We start from the raw sequence: 20,838 nt of genomic DNA on the forward strand, positions 1-20,838 counted from the left end.
CTGGTGCCAAAAGGAGCGGCCGCGAATGCTGCAGGACGGTTTTGCGCATAACCCGCGGACGCTGCTCCACATCGCGCCCTATCTGCGGAGCCGCTCGGTCCTTCCGAGCGACATTTTCAAACGCGCGGGCGTTTCCCCGTCCATGCTTCTCAACGGCAATGGCTGGGTGCCGCGCGATCTCTGCTTCACGCTCGGCAGCGAACTCTATGCCGCCACCGGAGAGCGCTTTCCCGGGGCCGATGTCGGGCGCATGTTCAAGCTCACCGATCTCGGCACGTGGGGGCGCGCGATCTGCGGTGCCCGCACGGTGCGCGAAGCTTGTGAGACAGCCGTGAACGGCATTGGCCTCATCCACCAAGGGACCGACTTGCGGTTTGAGGCCGGGGAGGAGCATGCGGTTCTCAGCTTGTCGTTCGCGGGCCGCACGACATCCGATCCGCAACAGCACGTCCTCGGCGCTCTTGCCGTTCTACGCGGCATCGCGCTGCTTGCGGGCGTACCCGATGCCGTCAGCGCGCAGTTCGTTCAGCCCTATCAGCGAGCGGGCGAACGGCTCGAGGAAACGTTCGGGCCCTCGCTTGCCTTCGCCTGCGACCGCGATGGGATCGTCATCGACCGCTCCATCCTGGATTTTCCTCTCCCTTCGTCCGATCGGGTGGCGCAAGCCGGAGATCCGGCCGAAACGGCCGAGCGACTGGGCGGCCTGGTGACGGAACTGTTACCCTATGGGGGCGTGTCCATCGACGGTGTCGCCCGCCTACTGCATTTGAGCCGGCGCACCTTGCAGCGCCGGCTCCGCGACTTCGGCTTTGCGTTTGAGGAACTTGTCGACGACGTCCGCCGTGTCGAAGCCATCCGCCGGGTCGCGCTCGGCGAGGAGTCCGCGATCGAGATCGCCTTCATGCTCGGCTACTCGGATCAGGCCCATTTCAGCCGCGCGTTCCGGCGCTGGACCGGACTGTCGCCGCGCGAGTACGCGCGCCGCGCCTAGCCCGCGCGCATCAGTTTGACCGCATCGTCCCGCTCGAACAGATAGAGCAAGAGCCGCAACCGCTCGCCGCGTTCGCCTTCCAGATGCGGCAGGTGCGACAGACACAGGCGCGCCTCGTCCCGCGCGGCCGCGAGCAGCTCTTGATGCTCGGGCAGCTGCGCAATGCGAAAACCAGGCAGTCCGCTCTGCCGCGTGCCCAAGACCTCGCCGCCGCCGCGCAGACGCAAATCCTCCTCGGCGATGACGAAGCCGTCCTCGGTCTCGCGCATGACGTTGAGCCGCTCGCGCGCGGTCTCGCCCAATGGCGCCTTGTAGAGAAGGAGGCACGAGGACTGCGCCGTGCCACGGCCGACGCGCCCGCGGAGCTGGTGGAGCTGCGCGAGGCCGAAACGTTCGGCATGTTCGATGATCATGACGGAAGCGTTGGGCACATCCACGCCCACCTCGATCACCGTCGTCGAAACCAGGATCGCCAGGTCGCCGTCCGCGAAGCGCGCCATCACGGCGTCCTTCTCTTTGCCGCTCAACTGGCCGTGGACCAGGCCCACCCGGTCGCCGAAGCGGCTGCGCAAATGCGCGAAGCGTTCCTCGGCCGCGGCGAGGTCCAGCACCTCGGATTCGCCGACGAGCGGGCAGACCCAATAGACCTGGGCGCCTCCGTCCACCGCGCGCGCGATCCCGTCCACGACCTCGTCGAGCCGCTCCGAGGGAATCGTCCGCGTCAGCACGGGCTTGCGTCCCGGCGGCTTCTCGTCGAGCCGGGATACGTCCAGGTCGCCATAGCTCGTCAGAAGCAAGGTGCGCGGTATGGGCGTCGCCGTCATGACCAGCAGTTCGGCGCCCGCGCCGGTGCCCTTGGCCTGGAGGGCCAGCCGCTGATGCACCCCGAAGCGGTGTTGCTCGTCGATGACCGCGAGGCCGAGATCCCGGAAGGCGATCGCTTCCTGAAACAGGGCATGGGTGCCGATCAGGATGTCGATCTCTCCCGCCTTGAGGGCCTCGAGGATGGCCAGCCGCTCCTTGCCGCGTTCTCGTCCCGTGAGCAGGCGGATGCGCAGAGCGGCGGGCGCGGCGAAGCGCGCGATGGTCTCGGAGTGCTGGCGGGCCAGCAGCTCGGTCGGGGCCATGAAGGCGGCCTGATGCCCGGCTTCGACGGCCGTCGCCATCGCCAGAAGCGCGACGATGGTCTTGCCGCTGCCCACGTCGCCTTGCAGCAAGCGCAACATATGCAGCGGATCGGCCATGTCCGCGTCGATCTCGGCGAGAGACCGGACTTGCGCACTGGTCAAGGCGAAGGGCAGGGCATCGACAATCGCTTTCCGCAAACGCCCTTCGGCTGTGATTGACCGTCCCGCGCGGCGCTTCAGAGACTGGCGCAGAATGGCGAGCGCGAGTTGATTGGCGAGAAGTTCGTCATAGGCCAGCCGTTGCCGCGCCGGGTTGGCGGGCAGGAGGTCGTCCTCGCTGCGGGGCGCATGCAAATCCTTGAGGCTCTCCGCGAAGGAGCCCCAATCGTTCTTTGCCACGAAGGCCCCATCGATCCATTCGGGCAGATCGGGGAGCGCGTTCAGCGCCCCCTGGACGGCCTTGCGCAGGCTCGTATTGGAGAGGCCGGCGGTCAGCGGATAGACCGGCTCGATGTCGGGCACGCCCGGGCCGCCTTCCACGGGCGCAACATGGTCCGGATGGGTCATCTGCAGCCGGCCGTCGTAGGATTCCAGCCGGCCCGAGATCACCCGGGTCTCGCCCACGGGCAGGAGACGTTCCAGATAGCGCCGGTCGGCCTTGAAATAGACGAGGTCGAGGGCGCTGGTCTCGTCTTCCACCAGGATACGATAGGGCGCCTTTCGGCCCTTGCGTGGCCCGCCGGGCCGATGTTCGGCCACGCGCACGGTCAGGGTCACGATCTGCCCGAGCGGGCTCGAAGCGATGGAGGGCGTGTGGGCCCGGTCGATGAGTCCCACGGGAAGGTGCCATAGGACGTCGATCAGCCGGGCATGGCCCCCCACGCGCGTCTCGCCCGGGACATTCCGGCTCCCGGCCTTGGGCACCAGGGCTTTGGGCGCTAAAAGCTTGTCCAGGAGCCCTTCGATTCGCGGGCCGACACCTTTCAGCGTGCGTACGGGCGTGAAGAGTGGATTGAGCCGGGCGGGGCGCATGAGCCTAGTCTAGCAAGCGATTCGTGGCGCCCTTGATATCCAATGGCGTGGCCTTGACATCGAAAGGGCCGCTCTGTCTAACGCAGCAACGAGGATTGGAAGCATGGATCATGTCGAGTGATCTCGGAATGCGCCGCCGCCGGGCCGTTTGGCGGGCTTCTCATAGAGGCACGAAGGAAATGGACTATCTGCTTGGCCGCTTCGCCGAGCAAGCCATCGACAGCATGAATGCCGATGAAATATCCGTCCTGGAGCGCCTGATCGAGATGCAGGACCCGGAGATCGAGTTGTCGGTCTATGAGGGCTATTCGCTGGGCGACAAGGATTTGGACACGCTGATCGCCCTGATCCGCGAATTCCACGATTTTCCCGGAGCCGGGCGATAGCCGTGTCCTTTGCGTAAACCCTGAGTGTCATGAGTCCCAAAGCGCCAATGCCATCCTTGCCTGTCGACCGCCTCTTGGGCGGACAGCGCGCCATCGCCGGCGGCGTCCCCGAGGCCTGGATGCGCTGCTGCTGGCCGAGTTGGCCCGGCATGCGGGCGCGCCCATCCTCCATGTGACGCGGGATGGCCACCGGCTTGCGACCCTCGAGGAGGCGATCGGGTTCTTCGCGCCCGATATACGCGTGCTGAGCTTCCCCGCTTGGGACAGCGTGCCCTATGACAGGGTCGGCCCCAACGCGGAGATCGTCGCAGATCGGATCGAAACCCTGTCGGCGCTCGCGGGCCGGGAGGAGGGCGACAAGACCCCGCTCGTCCTGCTGACGTCGGTCAACGCCGTCGTCCAGCGCGTGCCGCCGAAGAGCTTCATCGCGGCGTCGAGTTTGAGCCTCCGCGCCGGCAACGTCCTCAATATGGGAAAGCTTGTGGAGCGGCTGGAGACGGCCGGTTACGCCCGCGCCGGCACGGTGACCGATGCGGGGCAATATGCGGTCCGGGGCGGCATCCTCGATCTGTATCCGCCGGGCGGACAGCCCGTCCGGCTCGACTTCTTCGGCGATACGCTGGAGTCGATCCGCGCCTTCAATCCCGAAACGCAACGCACCGAATCCCGGATCGAGGCGATCGCGTTCCTGCCCATGAGCGAGGTGGCGCTGACGCCCGAGGTGCGCAGCGGTTTCCGCCAGCGCTACGTGGCGCTGTTCGGTCCGGTGACCGGAGACGATCCCCTTTACGAGGCGATCTCCGCGGGCCACCAGCATCAGGGCATGGAGCACTGGCTGCCGCTCTTCCACAATTCGCTCGACACGCTATTCGATTATCTGCCCGGCGCCGTCGTGACACTCGATCCGTTGTCGGACGATGCACGCGAGAGCCGGCTGGAACAGGTGGCCGATCACTACGACGCGCGCGCGGAAGCCCTGGAGCGGAAGGCGTTCGGCGCGCCGCCCTATCATCCGGTGCCGGCCGGCGCCATGTTCCTGACCGAAGCCGAGTGGCAGGACCGGCTGAAGGCCGCGCCCCATGTCATAGCCTTCGATACGTTCGAGCGGCCGCAAGCCGACGACATCGCCATCGTGTCTCTTGGCGGCAGGCAAGGACGATCCTTTGCGCCGGAACGCCAAACAGAAGGTGCCAATGTCTTCGACGCGGTCGTGGCCCATGCCAAGAAACTGATTGCCGCGAAGAAGATCGTGATCGTGGCCTGCTGGAGCGGGGGCGCGCGCGAACGGCTCGCCGCGCTCCTGGCGGAGCATGGCCTGGACAAGACGGTGCGCGTCGAGACCTTTCCGGACGCGGTCGCGGCACCCCACGATGCGGTGTCCGTGGCCGTGCTGCCGCTGGAGACCGGGTTCGAGGCGCCCGGCATCGCGGTCGTCGGCGAGCAGGACATTCTGGGCGACCGGCTGGTTCGCAAGCAGCGCAAGCCCAAGGCCTCCGACGCGCTGACCGAGGCTTCGAGCCTCGCGGTCGGCGACATCGTCGTGCACGCCGATCACGGCATCGGGCGCTTCGTGGGCCTGCGCACGATCGAGGCGGCGGGCGAGCCGCACGATTGCCTGGAGCTCCACTATCAAGGCAACGACAAGCTCTATCTGCCGGTCGAGAATATCGAGCTTCTGACCCGCTACGGTTCGGACGAGACCAGCGTCGTTCTCGACAAGCTCGGGGGCGTCGCCTGGCAGTCGCGCAAGGCCAAGCTGAAACAGCGCATCCGCGACATGGCCGAGAAACTCATCAAGGTGGCGGCCTTGCGGGAACTGCGCACCGCGCCGACACTCGCGCCTCCGGACGGCACCTACGAGGAGTTCGCCGCGCGCTTCCCGTACGAGGAGACCGAGGACCAGATGACCAGCATCAACGCGGTGCTGGACGATCTGGCGAGCGGACGGCCCATGGATCGCCTGGTCTGCGGCGATGTCGGTTTCGGCAAGACCGAAGTGGCGCTTCGAGCAAGCCTCGTGGCGGTCCTGGCGGGCAAGCAGGTGGCCGTGGTGGTGCCGACGACGCTCCTGGCCAGGCAGCACTTCAATACGTTCGAGGAGCGGTTCCGCGGCTTCCCGGTGCGCATCGCCCAAGCCTCGCGCCTCGTTTCGGGGAAGGAACTAAGCGCGACCAAGGAAGGGCTGAAGAAGGGCGATATCGACATCGTCATCGGCACCCATGCGCTGCTTGGCAAGTCGATCGCCTTCGCCGATCTCGGGCTCCTGATCATCGACGAGGAGCAGCATTTCGGCGTGAAGCACAAAGAGCGGCTGAAGGAGCTGCGCGAGGACGTGCACGTATTGACGCTGACCGCCACGCCCATTCCGCGCACGCTGCAGCTCGCCATGTCGGGCGTGCGGGAGATGTCGCTGATCGCGACCCCGCCCGTGGACCGGTTGGCGGTGCGCACCTATGTGGCCCCGTTCGATCCCATGACGCTGCGTGAGGCGCTTCTACGTGAACGGTTCCGGGGCGGGCAGACGTTCTTCGTGGTGCCGCGCATTTCCGATCTCGACGAGGCCGGCGCCTTCCTGCAGGAACACGTGCCGGAACTCAAGGTCGCACGGGCGCACGGGCAGATGAGCGCGAGCGAGCTCGACGACGTGATGAACGCGTTCTATGACCGGCAATACGACGTGCTGCTGTCCACCACGATCGTCGAGAGCGGGCTCGACATTCCCTCCGCCAACACGCTGATCGTCTATCGCGCGGACCGGTTCGGTCTCGCCCAGCTCTACCAGCTTCGGGGCCGCGTCGGCCGCTCCAAGATCCGCGCCTATGCCTATTTCACGATCCCCGTCGATGCGCGGATCACGCCGGCGGCCGAGAAGCGCCTGAAGGTGCTGCAATCGCTCGATACGCTGGGCGCGGGCTTCATCCTCGCCAGTCACGACCTCGACTTACGCGGTGCGGGCAATCTCCTTGGCGAAGAACAATCCGGCCATATCCGCGAGGTCGGCTTCGAGCTCTACCAGTCCATGTTGGAGGAGGCCGTCGCGGCCTTGAAGGACGGCAGCGGCGCGATGGTCGAGGATCAATGGAGCCCGCGCATCAATCTCGGAACGGCGGTGCTGATCCCGGAGGCGTACGTGCCCGATCTTCAGGTCCGGCTCGGGCTCTACCGGCGTCTGTCGGGCGTGGAGACCCAGGAGGCCATCGAGGCCTTCGCGGCCGAGCTGATCGACCGGTTCGGTCCGTTGCCGGACGAAGTGCGCCATCTCCTCGACGTGGTGGAGATCAAGGGGCTGTGCCGTCAGGCGGGCGTCGAGCAGATCGATGCGGGGCCCAAGGGCGCCGTCATCGCCTTCCGCAACAACACCTTCGCCAACCCAGAAGGCCTCATCCGCTTCATCAGCAAATATGCGCGTAAGGTAAAGCTGCAGCCGGACCACAAGCTGATCTTCTACGGCAACTGGCCGACGCCCGAGGACCGGCTCATCGGCGCGCGCGACTTCCTGAAAGAGCTCGCCAAGATCGCCGGCGCGGCCAAGGAAGCGGCTTAGGCGCGCGCAGCTAGACCTGCTTCAGGATCGCCTCGCGCAGCACGGCACCGCCGTCGTCGCGCGGAATTTCCGGAACCACGAGAAGCTTGTCCGGGAACTTGTAGGGCGCCACGCTCCGTTCGGCGAGGAAATCGTGCAGCGCCGCCAGCGAGACGCCGACGGAGGGCGCCGGCACGACGGCGGCGAAAATCCGGTCGCCCACCACGGGGTCGGGCAGTACGAACGCGGCTGCGTCGAGAAATTCGGGGAACGCCTGATAGAGCCCGTCGAGTTCGGACGCGGCAATCGTGAAGCCCCCATGATAGACGAGCTCGGGATCGCGGGAGACGACGAGGCGGCCATTGCGCGTTTCGCCATGCAGTCCCGTCTTGACGAACCCGTCGGCGTCACGCGCGGCGGGGCCGTGGGCGCGGCCGCGCGGAACCAGGGGCCCGCGAACGGAGATATCCTTGGCCGAGGTCTCGGTGCCGTTCGTCAGCCGGGTCTCGACAAATGCCGTCACGTCTGCGCCATCGGCGATCTCGAGGCGCCTGACGGGAGCGTGCCCCGGTCGGCCGGGTTGCCCGAGCGCTCGATCAGGCAGGCGAGATCGCCCAGCGGATAGAGATCGAGGCGCCCCGGTCGTCCGGAGGGCCGGACCCGGCGCGCTCGGCGAGCTTGGGTGCGGCCCAGACACGACCTACATGACGGAGCTTGCATTGCGGATCGGCGAAGACGCGATCCTCCGTGACGCGGTCCAGGACCGTGCCCGGGAGAGCGGTCGCGGTGGCGTCCGTGCTCAGGATCTGCTGCACGAGTACGTCGTAGTCGAACGGATCGTGCTGCACGAGCGCCGTGCCCCCGATCAGCCAGGGCGCGAGGCCGGCCGCGATGCTGACGGGGCCGGTGAGGGGATAGGGGTTCAACAGGATGTCGTGGCGGTCGAGGCCAAGCGCCATGACGCTCATCGCTCCTTGCAGCAGCAGATCGTCTTCGTGCCGGAAGAGGGGAACGAGGGGGGCGCCCGGGCGCGCGGTAAAGGTGACGAGCGCCGGACCCGTGCAGGCGCGGGGGGCGAAGCCGGGCGTAGGCCCGTCCAGGATGGCATCGTCCAGAGACGAGACCCCGTCGGGCAGGTCCGGACCGAAGCCCATCACGAAGCGTACGGAAAGCCGCGTGGCGGCCACGTCGCGCAAAAGTGCGGCCGGGCGGTCTCCGCCATACGTGGATATGCCGACCAGGCCCGCAGGCTCCAGCATGTCGCAGACCCGCGCGACCTCGGTGCGGCGCCACAGCATGGGGACGGCGGCAACGCTCAGCCCAGCCCGCCAGGCGCCCAACAGCGTCAACGGGGACTCGATCAGGTTCGGGAGCTGCACCGCAAGGCAGTCGCCCGGCATGAGGCCGAGTTGCTCGAAATACGCAGCCAGGGCGTCGACGGCCGCATCCGCGTCCCCATAGGACAGGCGCCTTGGCGCGGACGGGAGACTTGCCGCAGACGGGAGCCTCGATGCCGGTGGGACGAGGGAGCGGCGGTTCGGCGGGTCGAGCAGCGCCAGAGCCCCGGGCATCTGCCGGGCACGGCGGCGCAGCAGCCCCGCAGGCGTGATGCGGGCGCTGTCCTGAGGCCTTTCGTGCTGTGGCGCGGCTAGCGTGGTCATGGGCTTATGACATGGGTTCAAGACATGGGTTCAGATTCGGTCCTCGGTCGCTAGGGCTCTCGCGTCCCGTCGCCTGTGTCCCGATCCTTGTCGTACCACCAAGCGTCGATCTGGTAGCCGTAAAGCGGCGTTTCGTCCGGGCGTTTCAGCTTCGTCCAATACGCCACCCATTGCTCCGGGAGATAGAACAACGGGACCACGTAGTCACCGGACAGCAGGACCCGATCCAGCGCGCGCACGGCCGAGACGAAGTCCTCCCGCGTCTTGGCCCCGAGAATGGCCGCGATCATGGCGTCCACGGCTTCGCTCCGGACCCCGGCCAGGTTGAAGGACCCTTGGGTCTCGGCCGCCTTGCTGCCCCAGCGGAACGATTGCTCGTTGCCCGGGGACAGCGACGCGCCCCAATAGTTGGGGATCATGTCGAACTCGAAGGTCTGCTTGCGGCGTTCGTACTGCGCGGAGTCGACCTGCCGGATGCGCACGTCGATTCCCACCTGCTTCAGCGCGCCCGCATAGGTGAGCAGCAGGCGCTCCTGCGCACGGGTCCGCGCCAGGATCTCGAAGGTGAAGGGCTCGCCGGTCTCGGCATTGACGAGCGTGCCGTCCTTCAAGACATAGCCGGCCTCTCGCAGGAGCTCGAGCGCGGCGATGCGGCCCTCCCGGTTTTGGCCGGAGCCGTCGCTGGCCGCGAACGAGAAGGTCCCGTCCATGATCTCGGGCTTCACGGCGTCCGGGAAGGGCGCCAGAAGCGCGCGTTCCCTCGCGTCCGCCGGGCGCCCATGGGAGGACAGTTCGGACCGGGCGAAATAGCTCTGCGAATAGGCGAACAGGTCGTGATAGAGCGTTCGGTCGACCCATTTGTAGTCGAACAGGCGGATCAGGGCCTGACGCACGCGGGGATCGGCGAATTGCGGCCGGCGCGTGTTAAACACGAGGGCGGACATGCCCGCCGGCGTTTCGATGGGAAGCGCCTCCGTGACGACCTTTCCTGCGCGCAGCGCGGGGAAGTCGTAGCCTTCCGCCCACAGATTCGGCGAGAGTTCGTCGCGGATGTCCACAAGCCCGGACTTGAAGGCCTCGAAGAGCGAACTTGCATCCCGGAAATAGTCGACGCGGATCTCGTCGAAGTTATAGCGCCCGCGATTGACGGGTAGATCGCGCCCCCAATAGTCGGGGTTGCGCTTGTACGTGATGCTCTTGCCCGGATCGACCTCGTCCACGACATAGGGGCCGCTGCCGATGGGTGGAGCGAGCGTGGTCGCCTCGAAGGCTTCGGGCGTGAGGGCGTGACGCGGCAGAATGGGCATGAGCCCCATGATGAGCGGCATTTCCCGGTCGCCGGAGCCGTCGAAGGTGAAGCGCACGGAGCGGTCGCCCGTCTTTTCGACCTTTGTGACCTTCTTGTAGTAGGAGCGGTGATTGGGGCGCCCGCGGTCTCGCAGGACCGCATGGGAGAAGATGACGTCGTCCACGGTGATCGGCGTGCCGTCGGAGAATTTCGCGTCCCTGTGCAGATTGTACTCGACCCAGGACCGGTCCGGGGGCGTCTCGACCGTTTCGGCAATGAGGCCGTAAAGCGTGAAAGGCTCGTCGTAGGCCCGCGCCATCAGGGTCTCGTAGACATACTCGCGCATGCCGTCCGCAGACACGCCCTTGACGATGAAAGGGTTCAGGCTATCGAAGCTTCCTGCTTGGCGAACCGGGCGCGGCCGCCTTTGGGCGCATCGGGATTGACATAGGAAAAGTGCGTAAAATCAGCCTCAGCCCGGGGCTCGCCATGCATGGCCAGTCCGGCTTTCGGGTCCGCCAGGGCCCCGCCCGGCAAGAGCAGGAGACCCGCGGTCAGAAGCAAAATAGGGGCTTTCAACGATGACCTTGGATGGCTATAGATGCCAGCGTGTTACGCTATGTGGTTAAGGGTAACATTCCTGATCACGAATTCTTATGCCGGACCGAATCCTTCCCCAGTCTAATCCATTGGAAGGCAGAGAGTACGGCAAGCCCGAGTCAGCGGTCATTAGCCACGCCCGCGCCGCATTTCGGGTATTGACCCTAGTTTTGAAGAACGGGCACCGATTTGGGCAGGCAGGCCTTTGCAAGCCCGCAGAATAGAGAGGAAAGGTCGTTGATGATCTGGTCCAAGGATCGCTGGAACTACTTTCGCCGCGACGCGGCGCGTACCGTGTTGGGCGTATGTCTTCTGGCGCTCGGCGTAACCTCTGCCAGCGTTGTTGCGATGGCCCAGCAGCCCAATTCTTCCGCCGCGCCAAAGGGCGCCCCGGCGGCCGGCGCCGCGGGTGTCGCTCAGGACGCCTGGGTCAAGCTTTGCATGAAGAACGAGCAGACGGGCAGCAAACAGATTTGCTTGATCAACCATGAGGCCTCGAGCCGAATACAGGCATGGTGCTGATCGCCGCGGCCGTGCGCGTCGCGGAAGGCGAGGACAAGAAGCAGCTTCTCATCCGTGTGCCGACGGCTTACGCGCTGGTGATGCCCGCCGGCGTGCAGATTCGCATCGACGAGCAGCAGCCCATCCAGCTGCAATACTCGATCTGCTTCCCGACCAGTTGCCAGGTGCAGATGGAACTCACCGACGACCTCCTGCAGAAGATGCGCGCGGGCAATCAGATGGTCGTTGCCGCCATGAACATCCAGCAGAAGACGATGGGCTTCCCGGTGCCGCTGACCGGTTTCACCAAAGCCTTTGACGGCCCGCCGGTCGACAACCAGGTGTACGAGGAGCAACGCCGCCAGCTGATGGAAATGTTCCGTAAGCGTCAGCAGGAGCTGGCCGCCAAGGCCCGTCAGGGTCAAGGCGCTGCCGGTCAGCCCGGTGCCGCTCCGCAAGCGCCGGCCGCCCCGCAGCAATAGCCGCAACAATCGAACATGGATTGGGCCGCGCCGGGTCTCCCGCGCGGCCCTTTTCGTGCGCGGGTCCCGGTTGCGGCGCGTTGCCGAAACGGGCGGCGGCGGCACCGCTCGCCACCGCAAGGCCGATGACGGCAAGGCCGGCGGCTAGTGCTCCTGCACGAAACGGAAGCGGAAGACGCCGTCCCTCAGGTCTTCGAAGAACTCGGGGATTTGCGGATGCCGCAGGGCTCGCCGGATTCGTCCGGCAGCAGGTTCTGCTCGGAGACATAGCGACGTACTCGGTGTCCGCGTTCTCGGCCAGAAGATGGTAATAGGGCTGGTCCTTGGCGGGGCGCACCTCCGCGGGGATCGAAGCATACCACTCTTCGGTATTGGAGAAGGTCGGGTCCACGTCGAAGATGACGCCGCGGAACGGGTAGACCCTGTGCCGCACCACCTGACCGATCTGATATCGCGCGTTTCGAACTGTAGACATCGCCTGACGATATGATCGCGCGGCGCACACGCTGTCACGCGCGACGGCGGCGCCTCAGGACCAGCGTCGATTTGACCACATGAACTGTTCCGGGTTCTCCCGGATCCAGGCTTCGAAATAGCGCTGGATGGCGGCCGTGATCGCGCGAATGTCCTCGGCCTGGTTCTGGGTCCGGGGGATTCGCAACTCGTTGACGTTCACGTCGAAAACCGATCGGTTTCCAATCCGTACGCAGCGGCCGATCCAGATGCGGGCGCCGACCCGGCGCGCGATCATCGCCGCGATAGGCATGCTCTTGGCGAGATGGCCGAAAAACGGCACCTCGATGCCGTTCCGGTCGTAAAGGTCGGAGATGAAGCCCAGCCGCCCGCCTTGGCGGACATAGTCCATGATGAGGCGCGCCGTCTTCTGGGTTTCGTCGTCGCCGGCCGTCCGGCCTCGGCCAAAAAGTCCACCTGGATAAAGGGCTTGGCGCTGTTCGCGCAAGTATCGGTCGACGTAGGGATTCTTCACGGACCGGTAGACGCCCGCGGGCCGGACGCCCGCGAGGGTGACCGGCCACATGCCGATCTCCCAGTTGCCCATATGCATGGTGACGATCAGGGCGGGCCCCATCTTGTCCTTGTAGCGGCCGATCCAATGGCCGTTGGTCACGTGCAGTCGGGTGGGGTCCTTGATGATGCGGTCGATATTCATGGTCTCGACCATCACCCGGCCAAGATTGTCCCAAGCGGCGATGGCGATTCGCTCGCGCTCTTCGGGTGTCTTCTCCGGGAACGCCCGCTCCAGATTGGTCAGGGCCCGCTTGTGGCGGCGATTCCGCTTGCCCAGCACGCGCCAGAAGAAGGCAGAGATGTCGCAGGCCGTGTCGAGCGGCACCAACCGCACCAGACCGATCAGGAAGCGCAAGCCCGCGTATTCGAGCCGGTATTTCAGGTCGGTTGCGAAGGACGTGTCGAGGGAATTCGCCAAAAGTCTTTGTCTTTCGTTCGGTCTTTGGGATGTGCGCGGGAAGCGCCGATGCGGGTTCAAGGCTGGCGTCTGGACGCGCTTCGTCTTGAAGAAACTCGCAAGCGCCGTCAAGCGGACATGGTTTCGATCGGACGCATGAGGCGCGGCAGATCGACGGGCGGGGCAAGTCCGGCCTGCATCACCAGCCGCTTCAGCGGGGCGAAGGCCTTGAGCCCGGTCAGGACGGCGCTGCGGGCCAACTGCACCGGCAGAAGGGTGGTCAAGAGCGAGCGGCCCAAGAGGTCGACGCCGATCGTCCGGGATAGGACGTCGAGCTGGCGGGCCCGGACATATTGGGCGAGGACGGGGGCGCTCCCAGGATCGCGCCCGTGGCGCAAGGCGTCCGCGACGCAGTCCGCAAGCGCGGCGGCGTCGCGCAGCCCAAGATTGAGGCCCTGAGCCCCGATCGGCGCCATGATATGCGCCGCTTCGCCGATCAAGGCGGTCCGCCGGCCGCGAGCGCCTTGGCGGTGAGGCCCGCAACGGGAAACGAGGCCCGCGGGCCCACATCGGAAATGACGCGCGAGCGTCTCGTCGAAGCGGTCCTGCAGGCTTGCTGCGAAGCCGATTTCGTCTTGCTCCATCAGGCCCTTGGCCTCGGCTGTGCCGCCGACCCAGACAAGGCTGGAGGTGTGCGGGTCCGGCGTCGGCACGCTCGTGACCGAGCCGCCCTCGCGGTGCAACTCGGTGGCGACCCCCTCATGGGGCAGGCTGTGGCGGAAGCTGGACGCGATGGCGGCCTGATCGTAGCGCCAGTCCCGGGTCTCGATCTTCGCCGCCTGCCGGCACACGGAGTGGCGCCCGTCCGCACCCGCAACCAGGCGCCCGGCGAGCTGCGCGCCGCTTTCCAGCGTCAACGTGGCGTGGTCTGGGTCGAGACGTACGGTCTCGATCGCCTCCGGCGCGATATGCGGGATGGTCTCTTGCGCGCGGCCGTAGAGCACCGCATTCAGCGCGGTGTTCGCGATGTTGAAGCCGAACGAGTCCAGGCCAAGTTCCCGGGCCTCGAATGAGATCTCCGGCGACCGGAGCAGGCTCCTGGACCCATCCACGATCCGAATCGCCCTCAAAGGGGCGGCATCGGGCAAAAGCTGCTCCCAGACGCCAAGGCGTTTCAGGAAGTCGACGGAGCTCGTCAGCAAGGCTGCGGTGCGCGTCTCCGGCCGCGCAAGGAGCGCGGTTGGAGGCGGGGGCCCGGCCAGCGCCACCGCCGCGCGACGTGATGGAGCGCGAGGGCCGACGCGGTTCCGGCGGGCCGCGCCGACCACCACGACATCATACAACGGGCTGTCCCTCCGGGGCGCGGTCATGCTCCATCCTTCCGGTCCCGTGATAGCCCAGCGCGCGCCGCAACGCACGGCCAAGATTGGGGTCAAGACGGCCCGATCGTCCAGTTCGGAAAATAGGTCGCTCCCTCCGAGGAACGGGCCCTTGCGGACGGCTCTCTGGGTACACCCCGCTGCCGAAACGATCACACGGTTCCGAAGCGTCGATCACGCCTGAAAAACAAAAATTATAACATAAAAACAATGCACTATGGAGATTTTGAGAGCATTTGAAGGAAGCCGCTCATGAAGCCCGAAACGCTCCGTGGCCAATGTGCAACAGGAGGGTCGCGAAATCCGCCCTGTCGCCGGAGTGTCACACACGCGTCATCGCTCGGGAAATAGAACGGTTACCGAGGTTCGCAGGAAGCGGGCTCGCTGAATTGCTGAGTTGGAGAGGGGACCAAGATCGCCTCAACCCGGCGACGAAGCCAGATGTAAAACTTAACTCTATCAGAGTGGAGAGGGGTCATGATCGGGGGACTTAAGAAAGCAAGTCTTTATTTGTTTGCGAGCGCGAGCGCGTTTGCAATCATCGCGTCGGCCGCACCGGCCGCCAAGGCGCAATACATCACCCGGGCGGAGTTCGAGGACTACAAGAAGTCCCAGCCCAAGGTGGATTGGAAGGGTGCACCGAAAATTTCCAGCCAGGACGGGAAGTTCAGCTTCAAGGTCCGTGGCCGTTTGCAGATCGACTACAACTCGATCGATCAGGACGAGCCGATCACCGGCGATCCTGACATCAACGATTGGGAAGCCCGCCGCGCCCGTCTCGGCGTCGAGGGCGTGATCTGGTACGACTGGGACTACAAGTTCGAGATCGTATTCGCCGGCAACGATACGGACGTCAAGGACGCCTACATCGCCTATGCCGGGTTCAGCGATTGGAACAATCTCAAGATCCTGTTCGGTCAGTTCAAGATCGCCAACTCGCTGGAAGGTATGACCAGCTCGCGCTTCATCACCTTCATGGAGCGGGCCTTCTTCATTGAAGCGTTCGAGGCTGAGCCCCGCGCGCTCGGTGTCGGCGTCCACGCCGGTAGCGACGACGATTTCGGCTGGTCGTTCCAGTCGAGCTACAACGGTCCCAATATCGGCGACGACGGTGTCTGGGATGATGGACCGTCGATCTGGGCCGTCCGCGGTACGATCGCACCGGTTAACACCGACGACGCCATCGTCCACTTGGGCGCCAGCTATCGGAGCCGCAACAACGGCACCGAAGACGGTGTGTCGGCGCTCTACAACTACGAAGCCCGTCCCGGTCTTCACCTGGCGGACAAATTCGTGGAAACCGAGCCGCTCGGCGAATCTGACCAGTACTGGGGCCTTGAAGGCGCCGCCGTCTACCGCCGCTTCTCGGTCCAGGGTGAATATGCCGAGCTGTCTGCGGACGTGCCGCAGATGTACAAGCGCATGGCCGGTGGCCGGAGCATCAACCCCGACTACACCGGTTGGTACATCTTCGGCAGCGTCTTCCTGACGGACGACATGCGGAACTACGAGGCCAAGAAGGGCGAGTTCGGCCGCGTGAAGCCCAACAATCCGTTCGACATCAGGAACGGTGGTTGGGGCGCGTGGGAAATCGCCGGCCGCTGGGATAGCGTGGACGTCGGTGCCGATGCCTCCGCACTGCTCGCCGCCGGTCACGATTGCGACCAGTGTGGCGACGAAGAGGGCTGGACGATTGCTCTGAACTGGTACCCGACCGCTTACACCCGGCTGATGTTCAACGTCATCGGGACGGACATCGGCGGTGCGTTCAACGACAACGACGGCGCCGACATCTCCGGCTTCGGAATGCGCGGTCAGATCGACTGGTAAGTCGAGGAACTATAGAAGCGAAGATACCCCCTTTCGCCGAACTGCCGCCGCCCATGTCCCGGGCGGCGGCCTTTTCTTCGAGAGGGGGCCGATCGATTGGGGCCCGCCGGTTTCGCACGGTGGGCCTTTTCGCATCCGGTCCCACGGGGCCGAACCGGCGATAGACCAGGCATGGCCAGTTGCGTTATTCAGGTGACTCGGGTGCAACAGCCGCGAAGCCAGCCGGACCTCCATGACATTCGTTGAATTTCTCACCGATCCGCATGTCTGGGCGAGCTTCCTGGCTTTGAGTGCGATGGAAATCGTGCTCGGCATCGACAACGTCGTGTTCATCTCGGTGATGGTCCAGCGCCTGCCGCCGGAGCAGCAGCTCACGGCGCGGCGCATTGGCCTGACGCTGGCGCTCGTCTTCCGCGTCGTCATGCTCGCCTTCCTCACCTGGTTCATTCACATGACCACGCCGATCTTCACGGTCAGCGCGTACGCCTTTTCCTGGCGCGACCTCGTGCTGCTTGCAGGCGGCTTGTTCCTCCTGGTGAAGGGAACCCGCGAGATCCACGAAGGGATCGAGGGGGCCTATGACGGGAGCACCTCCGGTCCCCTGGTCACGTCCATGACCGCGGCCGTGATCCAGATTGCCGTGATCGATCTCGTCTTTTCCGTGGACTCCATCATCACGGCCGTGGGGATGGCGGACCATATCGAGGTGATGATCGCCGCCGTGGTCGTGGCCATCGCCGTGATGTATGTCGCCTCGGGCCCCGTCGCGGCCTTCATCGAGCGCCACCCGACGACCAAGATGCTGGCCCTGTCGTTCCTGCTGCTGATCGGGGCCGCGCTCGTCGCCGATGCGTTCCATTTCCACATTCCGCGCGGTTACATCTACTTCGCCATGGCGTTCTCGGCCGGCGTCGAGTTCGTCAACGTGCTGGCCAGCCAGAAACGGCGCAAGCGCGATACGGCCGACGGTCCGCCGTCCCCGCCAGGGGAAGAATGACCACGGACGAAATCCGAATAGAGTGGTAGAATCGTCACCCGGGCCGCGGTGAATGTCGCCGAAAATGGCACATGACCCGGTGGGTTTTGTGGACAACCGGCCGATCGCTAGAAAACTGTTACATGGGCCCGCTACGCCGTTGCCATACGCTCATGGGGACGGCTGCGTATTTTTTAGTCGCAGCGCACAAAATATCGCGTTGAGCGGATCACCATTCCCGTAGTACGCAGAGTCGCGACATGACCATTCAAGAACACGTAGAGATTCTGCGTCGGGGCCCGCGCACATGGAACGCATGGCGCGCGGAGAACCCGTCGATCGTGCCCGATCTTGGCGGCATAGCGCTGAGCATCGGGGATCGGCAGTTGGGCCCCATGAATGGCGGGCCGATCAACTTGTCGCGGGCACAGCTGACGGACGCCGCGCTGTATTTCGCCACCCTCACTGGCGCGGATATGAGGGGCTGCGACCTCACCAATGCGGACTTGCGCGGGGCGCGGCTCGAGGGCGTCGATCTGACCGGCGCGGACCTCGCGGGCGCCCAACTGGACGGGGCGAGCATGGCCGGCGCCGTCCTCAAGGCCACCAATCTATGTGGCGCCAGCCTGTCCGACGTGCGCGGCTTGACGACCGATCAGATTGGCGAGGCGGAAGGCGATCTCGGCACGGTGCTGCCATACGACTTGGAGTGTCCGCCGATCTGGACGGTGGGTCAGGGCGTCCTCCACATCCAGACCGCGCGCGACGTGGCCGAGAACACCGCGCGGGAAAGCGCGGGCGAGGCGGCTGCGGAGCCGACCCCAATGGCGTTCCGCGACGAGCCGGAGCCGGAACCCGCGCCGGAGCCTTACTTTGCGCCCGCGCCAATGCGGACGGCGGGCGCGTCCCAAGTCGAACCTCAAGTCGAACCTCAAGTCGAGCCTCAAGCCGAGGCGCATGCGGAGCCACATGTCTCACCCGCAGAGGCGAGCCCCGTCTACGAGCCTGATCCTGAGCCGACGAGACCACAGCATCGGCCGTATACGCCGGAGCCGCCGGTACAGCCCGCATCGATGCGGTCGAACGGGCGTGAGGCGCGCGACGGCGCGGACGGCCAGGACGAGAGCAAGCACGTGTCGTGGCTTGTGGGCGGTCCCCGCCGTGTCGGCCGCCGGGACCGGCGGGCCCTCACAATAGATGGCGCGATCGCGCCTAGGCGCCACCCGCGCGTCGCTTTCCCGTTCCCACCGTCCCCTGTACAGAGTCGAAGCGTGCGCGGTTGCGCCGCGTCGTTCGGCGCTTCCGTCAGCGCTTCTTGGGCGTGTCTTCGTCGGTGTCGCGCCTGATCCGTTCTTCCTCCACAAGGCGCTCGAGCGCCTCGTCGACACTGTCCGGGGACTCGTTCAAGGCGGCGGCGCGTTTCCGGCGCGCGCTCTCCCGGGCGAGAAAACTCTCGAGCTTCAAATCGCGGGTCTTCTTGTCTTTTTCCATAGAAGGTCCTTAAGGCGTCCCGGGGCCGACAACAAGGCTTACCGATTGTCGTCAATTAAGATGACAGTTGCATGCAGACCGCCGCTCGACACCTGTGCATGAACCGGGGCAGGGCGCGCCACGTGCCGCAGCCGGGACGTGGTTCGTGCATAGGTCTCGGCTGCCACTTCGAGAGACTGCAGGAGGTCGTCGGTATGAATACGAGAAACGCGGCGCCGCAACGCCGAAGGCGGCAACCCGTTCGCCGCAACTGACGCGCAGTTCGACCGCATCACGCGCCACTTCGTAGCGCCGTCTACGGACGAGAACTTCGAGGTTCTTCAGTACCCGCATACGAGGGCGCGGCCCGGGTCGGCGACCCGATAGCCGCTGCGTGTGGCGCGTGCGCGATCCGTGGCGGCTTAGGCCGGTTCGGCCGCTTTCGCGTCCTTCTCGTAGGACTCGTAGACGATGACGGGAATGCCGAGATCGCCGAGATGGCTCTCGATCAGCGGCTCGACCTCGCCCCAATCCAGACCGCCAACGCCCGTCGCGAGTTTGGGCAGCGCCACCGAGGAGATCTTCTCCCGTTCGAGAATGGCGCGCAGTTCCTTCAGCGCGTGGCCGACATTATGCGCCGTGGCCTTGCCGGGATGGGCGTGGTTGTCCGGCGCCGGCTCCTGGGTCATCAGGTTGATGATCACCCGCTCGGGTCCGGCCCACAGCCAGGCATGCCCCGGCTTCGGATTGTCCTGATGGCAATAGTGGCGAAAGTCCTTGGCCATGGCGGGATGCCGCTCGCGCAAGGCCAGGGCGAGCCCTTGGTTGAAATGGTCGTGGGGCGCAACACCGTGGGCAATGGCCTGGGCCTCACTCAGAAGGATGTCGCCGCGAACTTTCGTGATCAATTTTGGACCTCATGAATTAGGGGAGGCGGGGCGGGGAGCCCGCAACCGCCACGATAAGGCGGCGAAGCTAGTCCGGACCTTGCGGCTGATCAAGGATGTGTATCGGCGCGACAAGCGCGGCCTAAGGTTTGGCGGAGGGGGTGGGATTCGAACCCACGAGACGGTCGCCCGCCTGCCGGTTTTCAAGACCGGTGCCTTCAACCACTCGGCCACCCCTCCGGAAAGTGCCGCCTCGCGCCGCGCCGCTTCTTGCGCTCGCCGCTGAAGCGCGGTCTCTTTGGGAGTCAGGAGGCACACATAGCTGCATGAGGTCATGAACCGCAAGCCCGACCAACCGCTGGAGAACGCCGCGCCCGCGCCCGCGAATCCGGCCAAGCCGCCCGGGCGGCTGAAGCAGTTCGGGAGCATCGTGAAGGATGTCGGCCTCAGGTCAGGGCGGGATCACCTGTCCGTGGTGTCCGCCGGCTGCGCGTATTATGCGCTCTTCGCGATCTTCCCGGCGCTGACTGCCTCGATCTCGCTCTACGGCCTCACGGCGAACCCGGAGAACGTCGAACGGCAGTTCGATGTGTTCGAGACGATTCTGCCGCCGCAGGCCTACGCAATGCTGATCGACCAGATCCAACGCATCGTCGAGACATCCGGCCAGGCCCTTGGTTGGGGCTTCGGAGCGGGCTTGTTCGTCGCCCTCTGGAGCGCGAACCATGCCACGCAAGCCATGTTCTCCGCGCTGAACATCGCCTATGGGCAACCGGAGCGGCGCGGCTTCGTGCATTTCTATCTCGCCGCGATCGGCTACACGGTCATCGCGGTCGTCGGGGCCACGGCCATGCTGTTCGCCATCGTGTCCGTGCCGCTCCTGTTCGACGACACCGGGCACCCGCAGGTCTTCCAATCGCTGGTGACGTATGCGCGCTGGCCCGTGTTCTTCCTGCTGACGCTGTTTCTGCTCGCCCTGGTCTATCGTTTTGGCCCGAGCCGCGAGGACCCGGAGTGGCGTTGGATTACGCCGGGCTCGCTCTTCGCCACGTCGGTCTGGCTGCTCGCGTCAGTCGGGTTCTCGTACTACGTGTCGAACTTCGCCCACTACGACAGGATGTACGGATCGCTCGGTGCCGTCATCATCCTGCTCTTCTGGCTCTACATCTCGTTCTACATCGTGCTGATCGGCGCGGAGATCAACGCGGCCATCGAACGGCACGATGACGGGCATATCCCGAGTGCCGAACCCCGGGCGAACTGAGTCGAGCCGGACCGC

At 65.4% G+C, this 20,838-nt stretch carries 18 protein-coding genes, 1 tRNA gene and 1 pseudogene; 9 read left to right on the top strand and 11 right to left on the bottom strand.

Translation table 11 applies throughout. From position 1 onward, the window contains the following. Nucleotides 1-25: 25 nt before the first annotated feature. Nucleotides 26-991, top strand: coding sequence for a helix-turn-helix domain-containing protein (locus tag AUC68_RS11345; protein ID WP_069437719.1), 966 nt, complete (start codon nucleotides 26-28; stop codon nucleotides 989-991). Here AUC68_RS11345 and recG read toward each other — a convergent pair. Next, on the bottom strand, nucleotides 988-3,150 hold the full coding sequence (gene recG / locus AUC68_RS11350) for an ATP-dependent DNA helicase RecG (RefSeq protein WP_069437720.1): 2,163 nt from the start codon (nucleotides 3,148-3,150) through the stop codon (nucleotides 988-990). The two genes, AUC68_RS11345 and recG, sit on opposite strands and share 4 nt — an antisense overlap. A gap of 128 nt (nucleotides 3,151-3,278) precedes the next feature. Here recG and AUC68_RS11355 point away from each other — a divergent pair, with 128 nt between their 5' ends. Beyond that, entirely contained in the window at nucleotides 3,279-3,536 is a 258-nt protein-coding gene (locus AUC68_RS11355) for an FAD assembly factor SdhE (protein ID WP_280138552.1), read from the top strand. A 139-nt stretch (nucleotides 3,537-3,675) separates the two neighbouring features. Continuing rightward, entirely contained in the window at nucleotides 3,676-7,080 is a 3,405-nt protein-coding gene (gene mfd, locus AUC68_RS11360) for a transcription-repair coupling factor (protein WP_244500494.1), read from the top strand. Nucleotides 7,081-7,090: 10 nt separating this feature from the next. On the opposite strand, the gene AUC68_RS11365 is transcribed toward mfd, so the two are convergent. The 4 genes from AUC68_RS11365 to AUC68_RS17820 form a co-directional block, all read right to left on the bottom strand. Further along, complete coding sequence (locus AUC68_RS11365) at nucleotides 7,091-7,582, bottom strand: AMP-binding enzyme (protein WP_069437722.1); 492 nt, start codon at nucleotides 7,580-7,582, stop codon at nucleotides 7,091-7,093. A 73-nt stretch (nucleotides 7,583-7,655) separates the two neighbouring features. Then, nucleotides 7,656-8,720, bottom strand: a complete 1,065-nt coding sequence (locus AUC68_RS11370; protein ID WP_069437723.1) for an AMP-binding protein — start codon at nucleotides 8,718-8,720, stop codon at nucleotides 7,656-7,658. Between the two features lie 50 nt (nucleotides 8,721-8,770). Then, the gene (locus AUC68_RS11375) at nucleotides 8,771-10,354 is read right to left on the bottom strand and encodes an extracellular solute-binding protein (RefSeq protein WP_244500495.1); all 1,584 of its coding nucleotides are present in this window, start codon (nucleotides 10,352-10,354) and stop codon (nucleotides 8,771-8,773) included. Between the two features lie 35 nt (nucleotides 10,355-10,389). Beyond that, nucleotides 10,390-10,572: a hypothetical protein gene (locus AUC68_RS17820; RefSeq protein ID WP_244500496.1), complete on the bottom strand. Its 183-nt coding sequence runs from the start codon at nucleotides 10,570-10,572 to the stop codon at nucleotides 10,390-10,392. A 273-nt stretch (nucleotides 10,573-10,845) separates the two neighbouring features. Here AUC68_RS17820 and AUC68_RS11380 point away from each other — a divergent pair, with 273 nt between their 5' ends. Beyond that, nucleotides 10,846-11,130 carry a hypothetical protein gene (locus AUC68_RS11380; protein ID WP_141701237.1) on the top strand — a complete coding sequence of 95 codons (285 nt, stop codon included), beginning with the start codon at nucleotides 10,846-10,848 and terminating at the stop codon, nucleotides 11,128-11,130. Then, complete coding sequence (locus AUC68_RS11385) at nucleotides 11,121-11,591, top strand: invasion associated locus B family protein (protein ID WP_069437725.1); 471 nt, start codon at nucleotides 11,121-11,123, stop codon at nucleotides 11,589-11,591. The genes AUC68_RS11380 and AUC68_RS11385 overlap by 10 nt, the downstream gene beginning before the upstream one ends. Nucleotides 11,592-11,735: 144 nt before the next feature. On the opposite strand, the pseudogene hspQ reads toward AUC68_RS11385, so the two are convergent. From hspQ to AUC68_RS11395, 3 genes and pseudogenes are all read right to left on the bottom strand, one after another. Then, a pseudogene (gene hspQ / locus AUC68_RS16045) lies at nucleotides 11,736-12,066 on the bottom strand (heat shock protein HspQ). A gap of 54 nt (nucleotides 12,067-12,120) precedes the next feature. Next, nucleotides 12,121-13,038: a lysophospholipid acyltransferase family protein gene (locus tag AUC68_RS11390; protein WP_069437819.1), complete on the bottom strand. Its 918-nt coding sequence runs from the start codon at nucleotides 13,036-13,038 to the stop codon at nucleotides 12,121-12,123. Nucleotides 13,039-13,145: 107 nt separating this feature from the next. After that, a complete protein-coding gene (locus tag AUC68_RS11395; protein WP_069437820.1) occupies nucleotides 13,146-14,387 on the bottom strand; it encodes an FAD-dependent monooxygenase in 1,242 nt (413 codons plus the stop codon). Between the two features lie 486 nt (nucleotides 14,388-14,873). On the opposite strand from AUC68_RS11395, the gene AUC68_RS11400 reads away from it, so the two are divergent. From AUC68_RS11400 to AUC68_RS11410, 3 genes are all read left to right on the top strand, one after another. Next, on the top strand, nucleotides 14,874-16,226 hold the full coding sequence (locus AUC68_RS11400; RefSeq protein ID WP_069437726.1) for an OprO/OprP family phosphate-selective porin: 1,353 nt from the start codon (nucleotides 14,874-14,876) through the stop codon (nucleotides 16,224-16,226). A gap of 232 nt (nucleotides 16,227-16,458) precedes the next feature. Then, nucleotides 16,459-17,223 carry a TerC family protein gene (locus tag AUC68_RS11405; protein WP_069437727.1) on the top strand — a complete coding sequence of 255 codons (765 nt, stop codon included), beginning with the start codon at nucleotides 16,459-16,461 and terminating at the stop codon, nucleotides 17,221-17,223. Nucleotides 17,224-17,462: 239 nt separating this feature from the next. Next, nucleotides 17,463-18,548: a pentapeptide repeat-containing protein gene (locus tag AUC68_RS11410; RefSeq protein ID WP_069437728.1), complete on the top strand. Its 1,086-nt coding sequence runs from the start codon at nucleotides 17,463-17,465 to the stop codon at nucleotides 18,546-18,548. On the opposite strand, the gene AUC68_RS11415 is transcribed toward AUC68_RS11410, so the two are convergent. From AUC68_RS11415 to AUC68_RS11425, 3 genes are all read right to left on the bottom strand, one after another. Beyond that, nucleotides 18,508-18,693, bottom strand: a complete 186-nt coding sequence (locus tag AUC68_RS11415) for a hypothetical protein (protein ID WP_069437729.1) — start codon at nucleotides 18,691-18,693, stop codon at nucleotides 18,508-18,510. The two genes, AUC68_RS11410 and AUC68_RS11415, sit on opposite strands and share 41 nt — an antisense overlap. 401 nt (nucleotides 18,694-19,094) lie before the next feature. Beyond that, complete coding sequence (locus tag AUC68_RS11420; protein ID WP_069437730.1) at nucleotides 19,095-19,580, bottom strand: macro domain-containing protein; 486 nt, start codon at nucleotides 19,578-19,580, stop codon at nucleotides 19,095-19,097. 129 nt (nucleotides 19,581-19,709) lie between these two features. Next, a tRNA-Ser gene (locus AUC68_RS11425) sits at nucleotides 19,710-19,799 on the bottom strand. A gap of 94 nt (nucleotides 19,800-19,893) precedes the next feature. Between AUC68_RS11425 and AUC68_RS11430 the strand changes: the two genes are divergently transcribed. Next, entirely contained in the window at nucleotides 19,894-20,823 is a 930-nt protein-coding gene (locus AUC68_RS11430) for a YihY/virulence factor BrkB family protein (protein ID WP_069437731.1), read from the top strand. The last annotated feature ends 15 nt before the right edge of the window (nucleotides 20,824-20,838 follow it).

This window comes from Methyloceanibacter methanicus (assembly GCF_001723285.1).
Classification (GTDB): Bacteria; Pseudomonadota; Alphaproteobacteria; order Rhizobiales; family Methyloligellaceae; genus Methyloceanibacter; species Methyloceanibacter methanicus.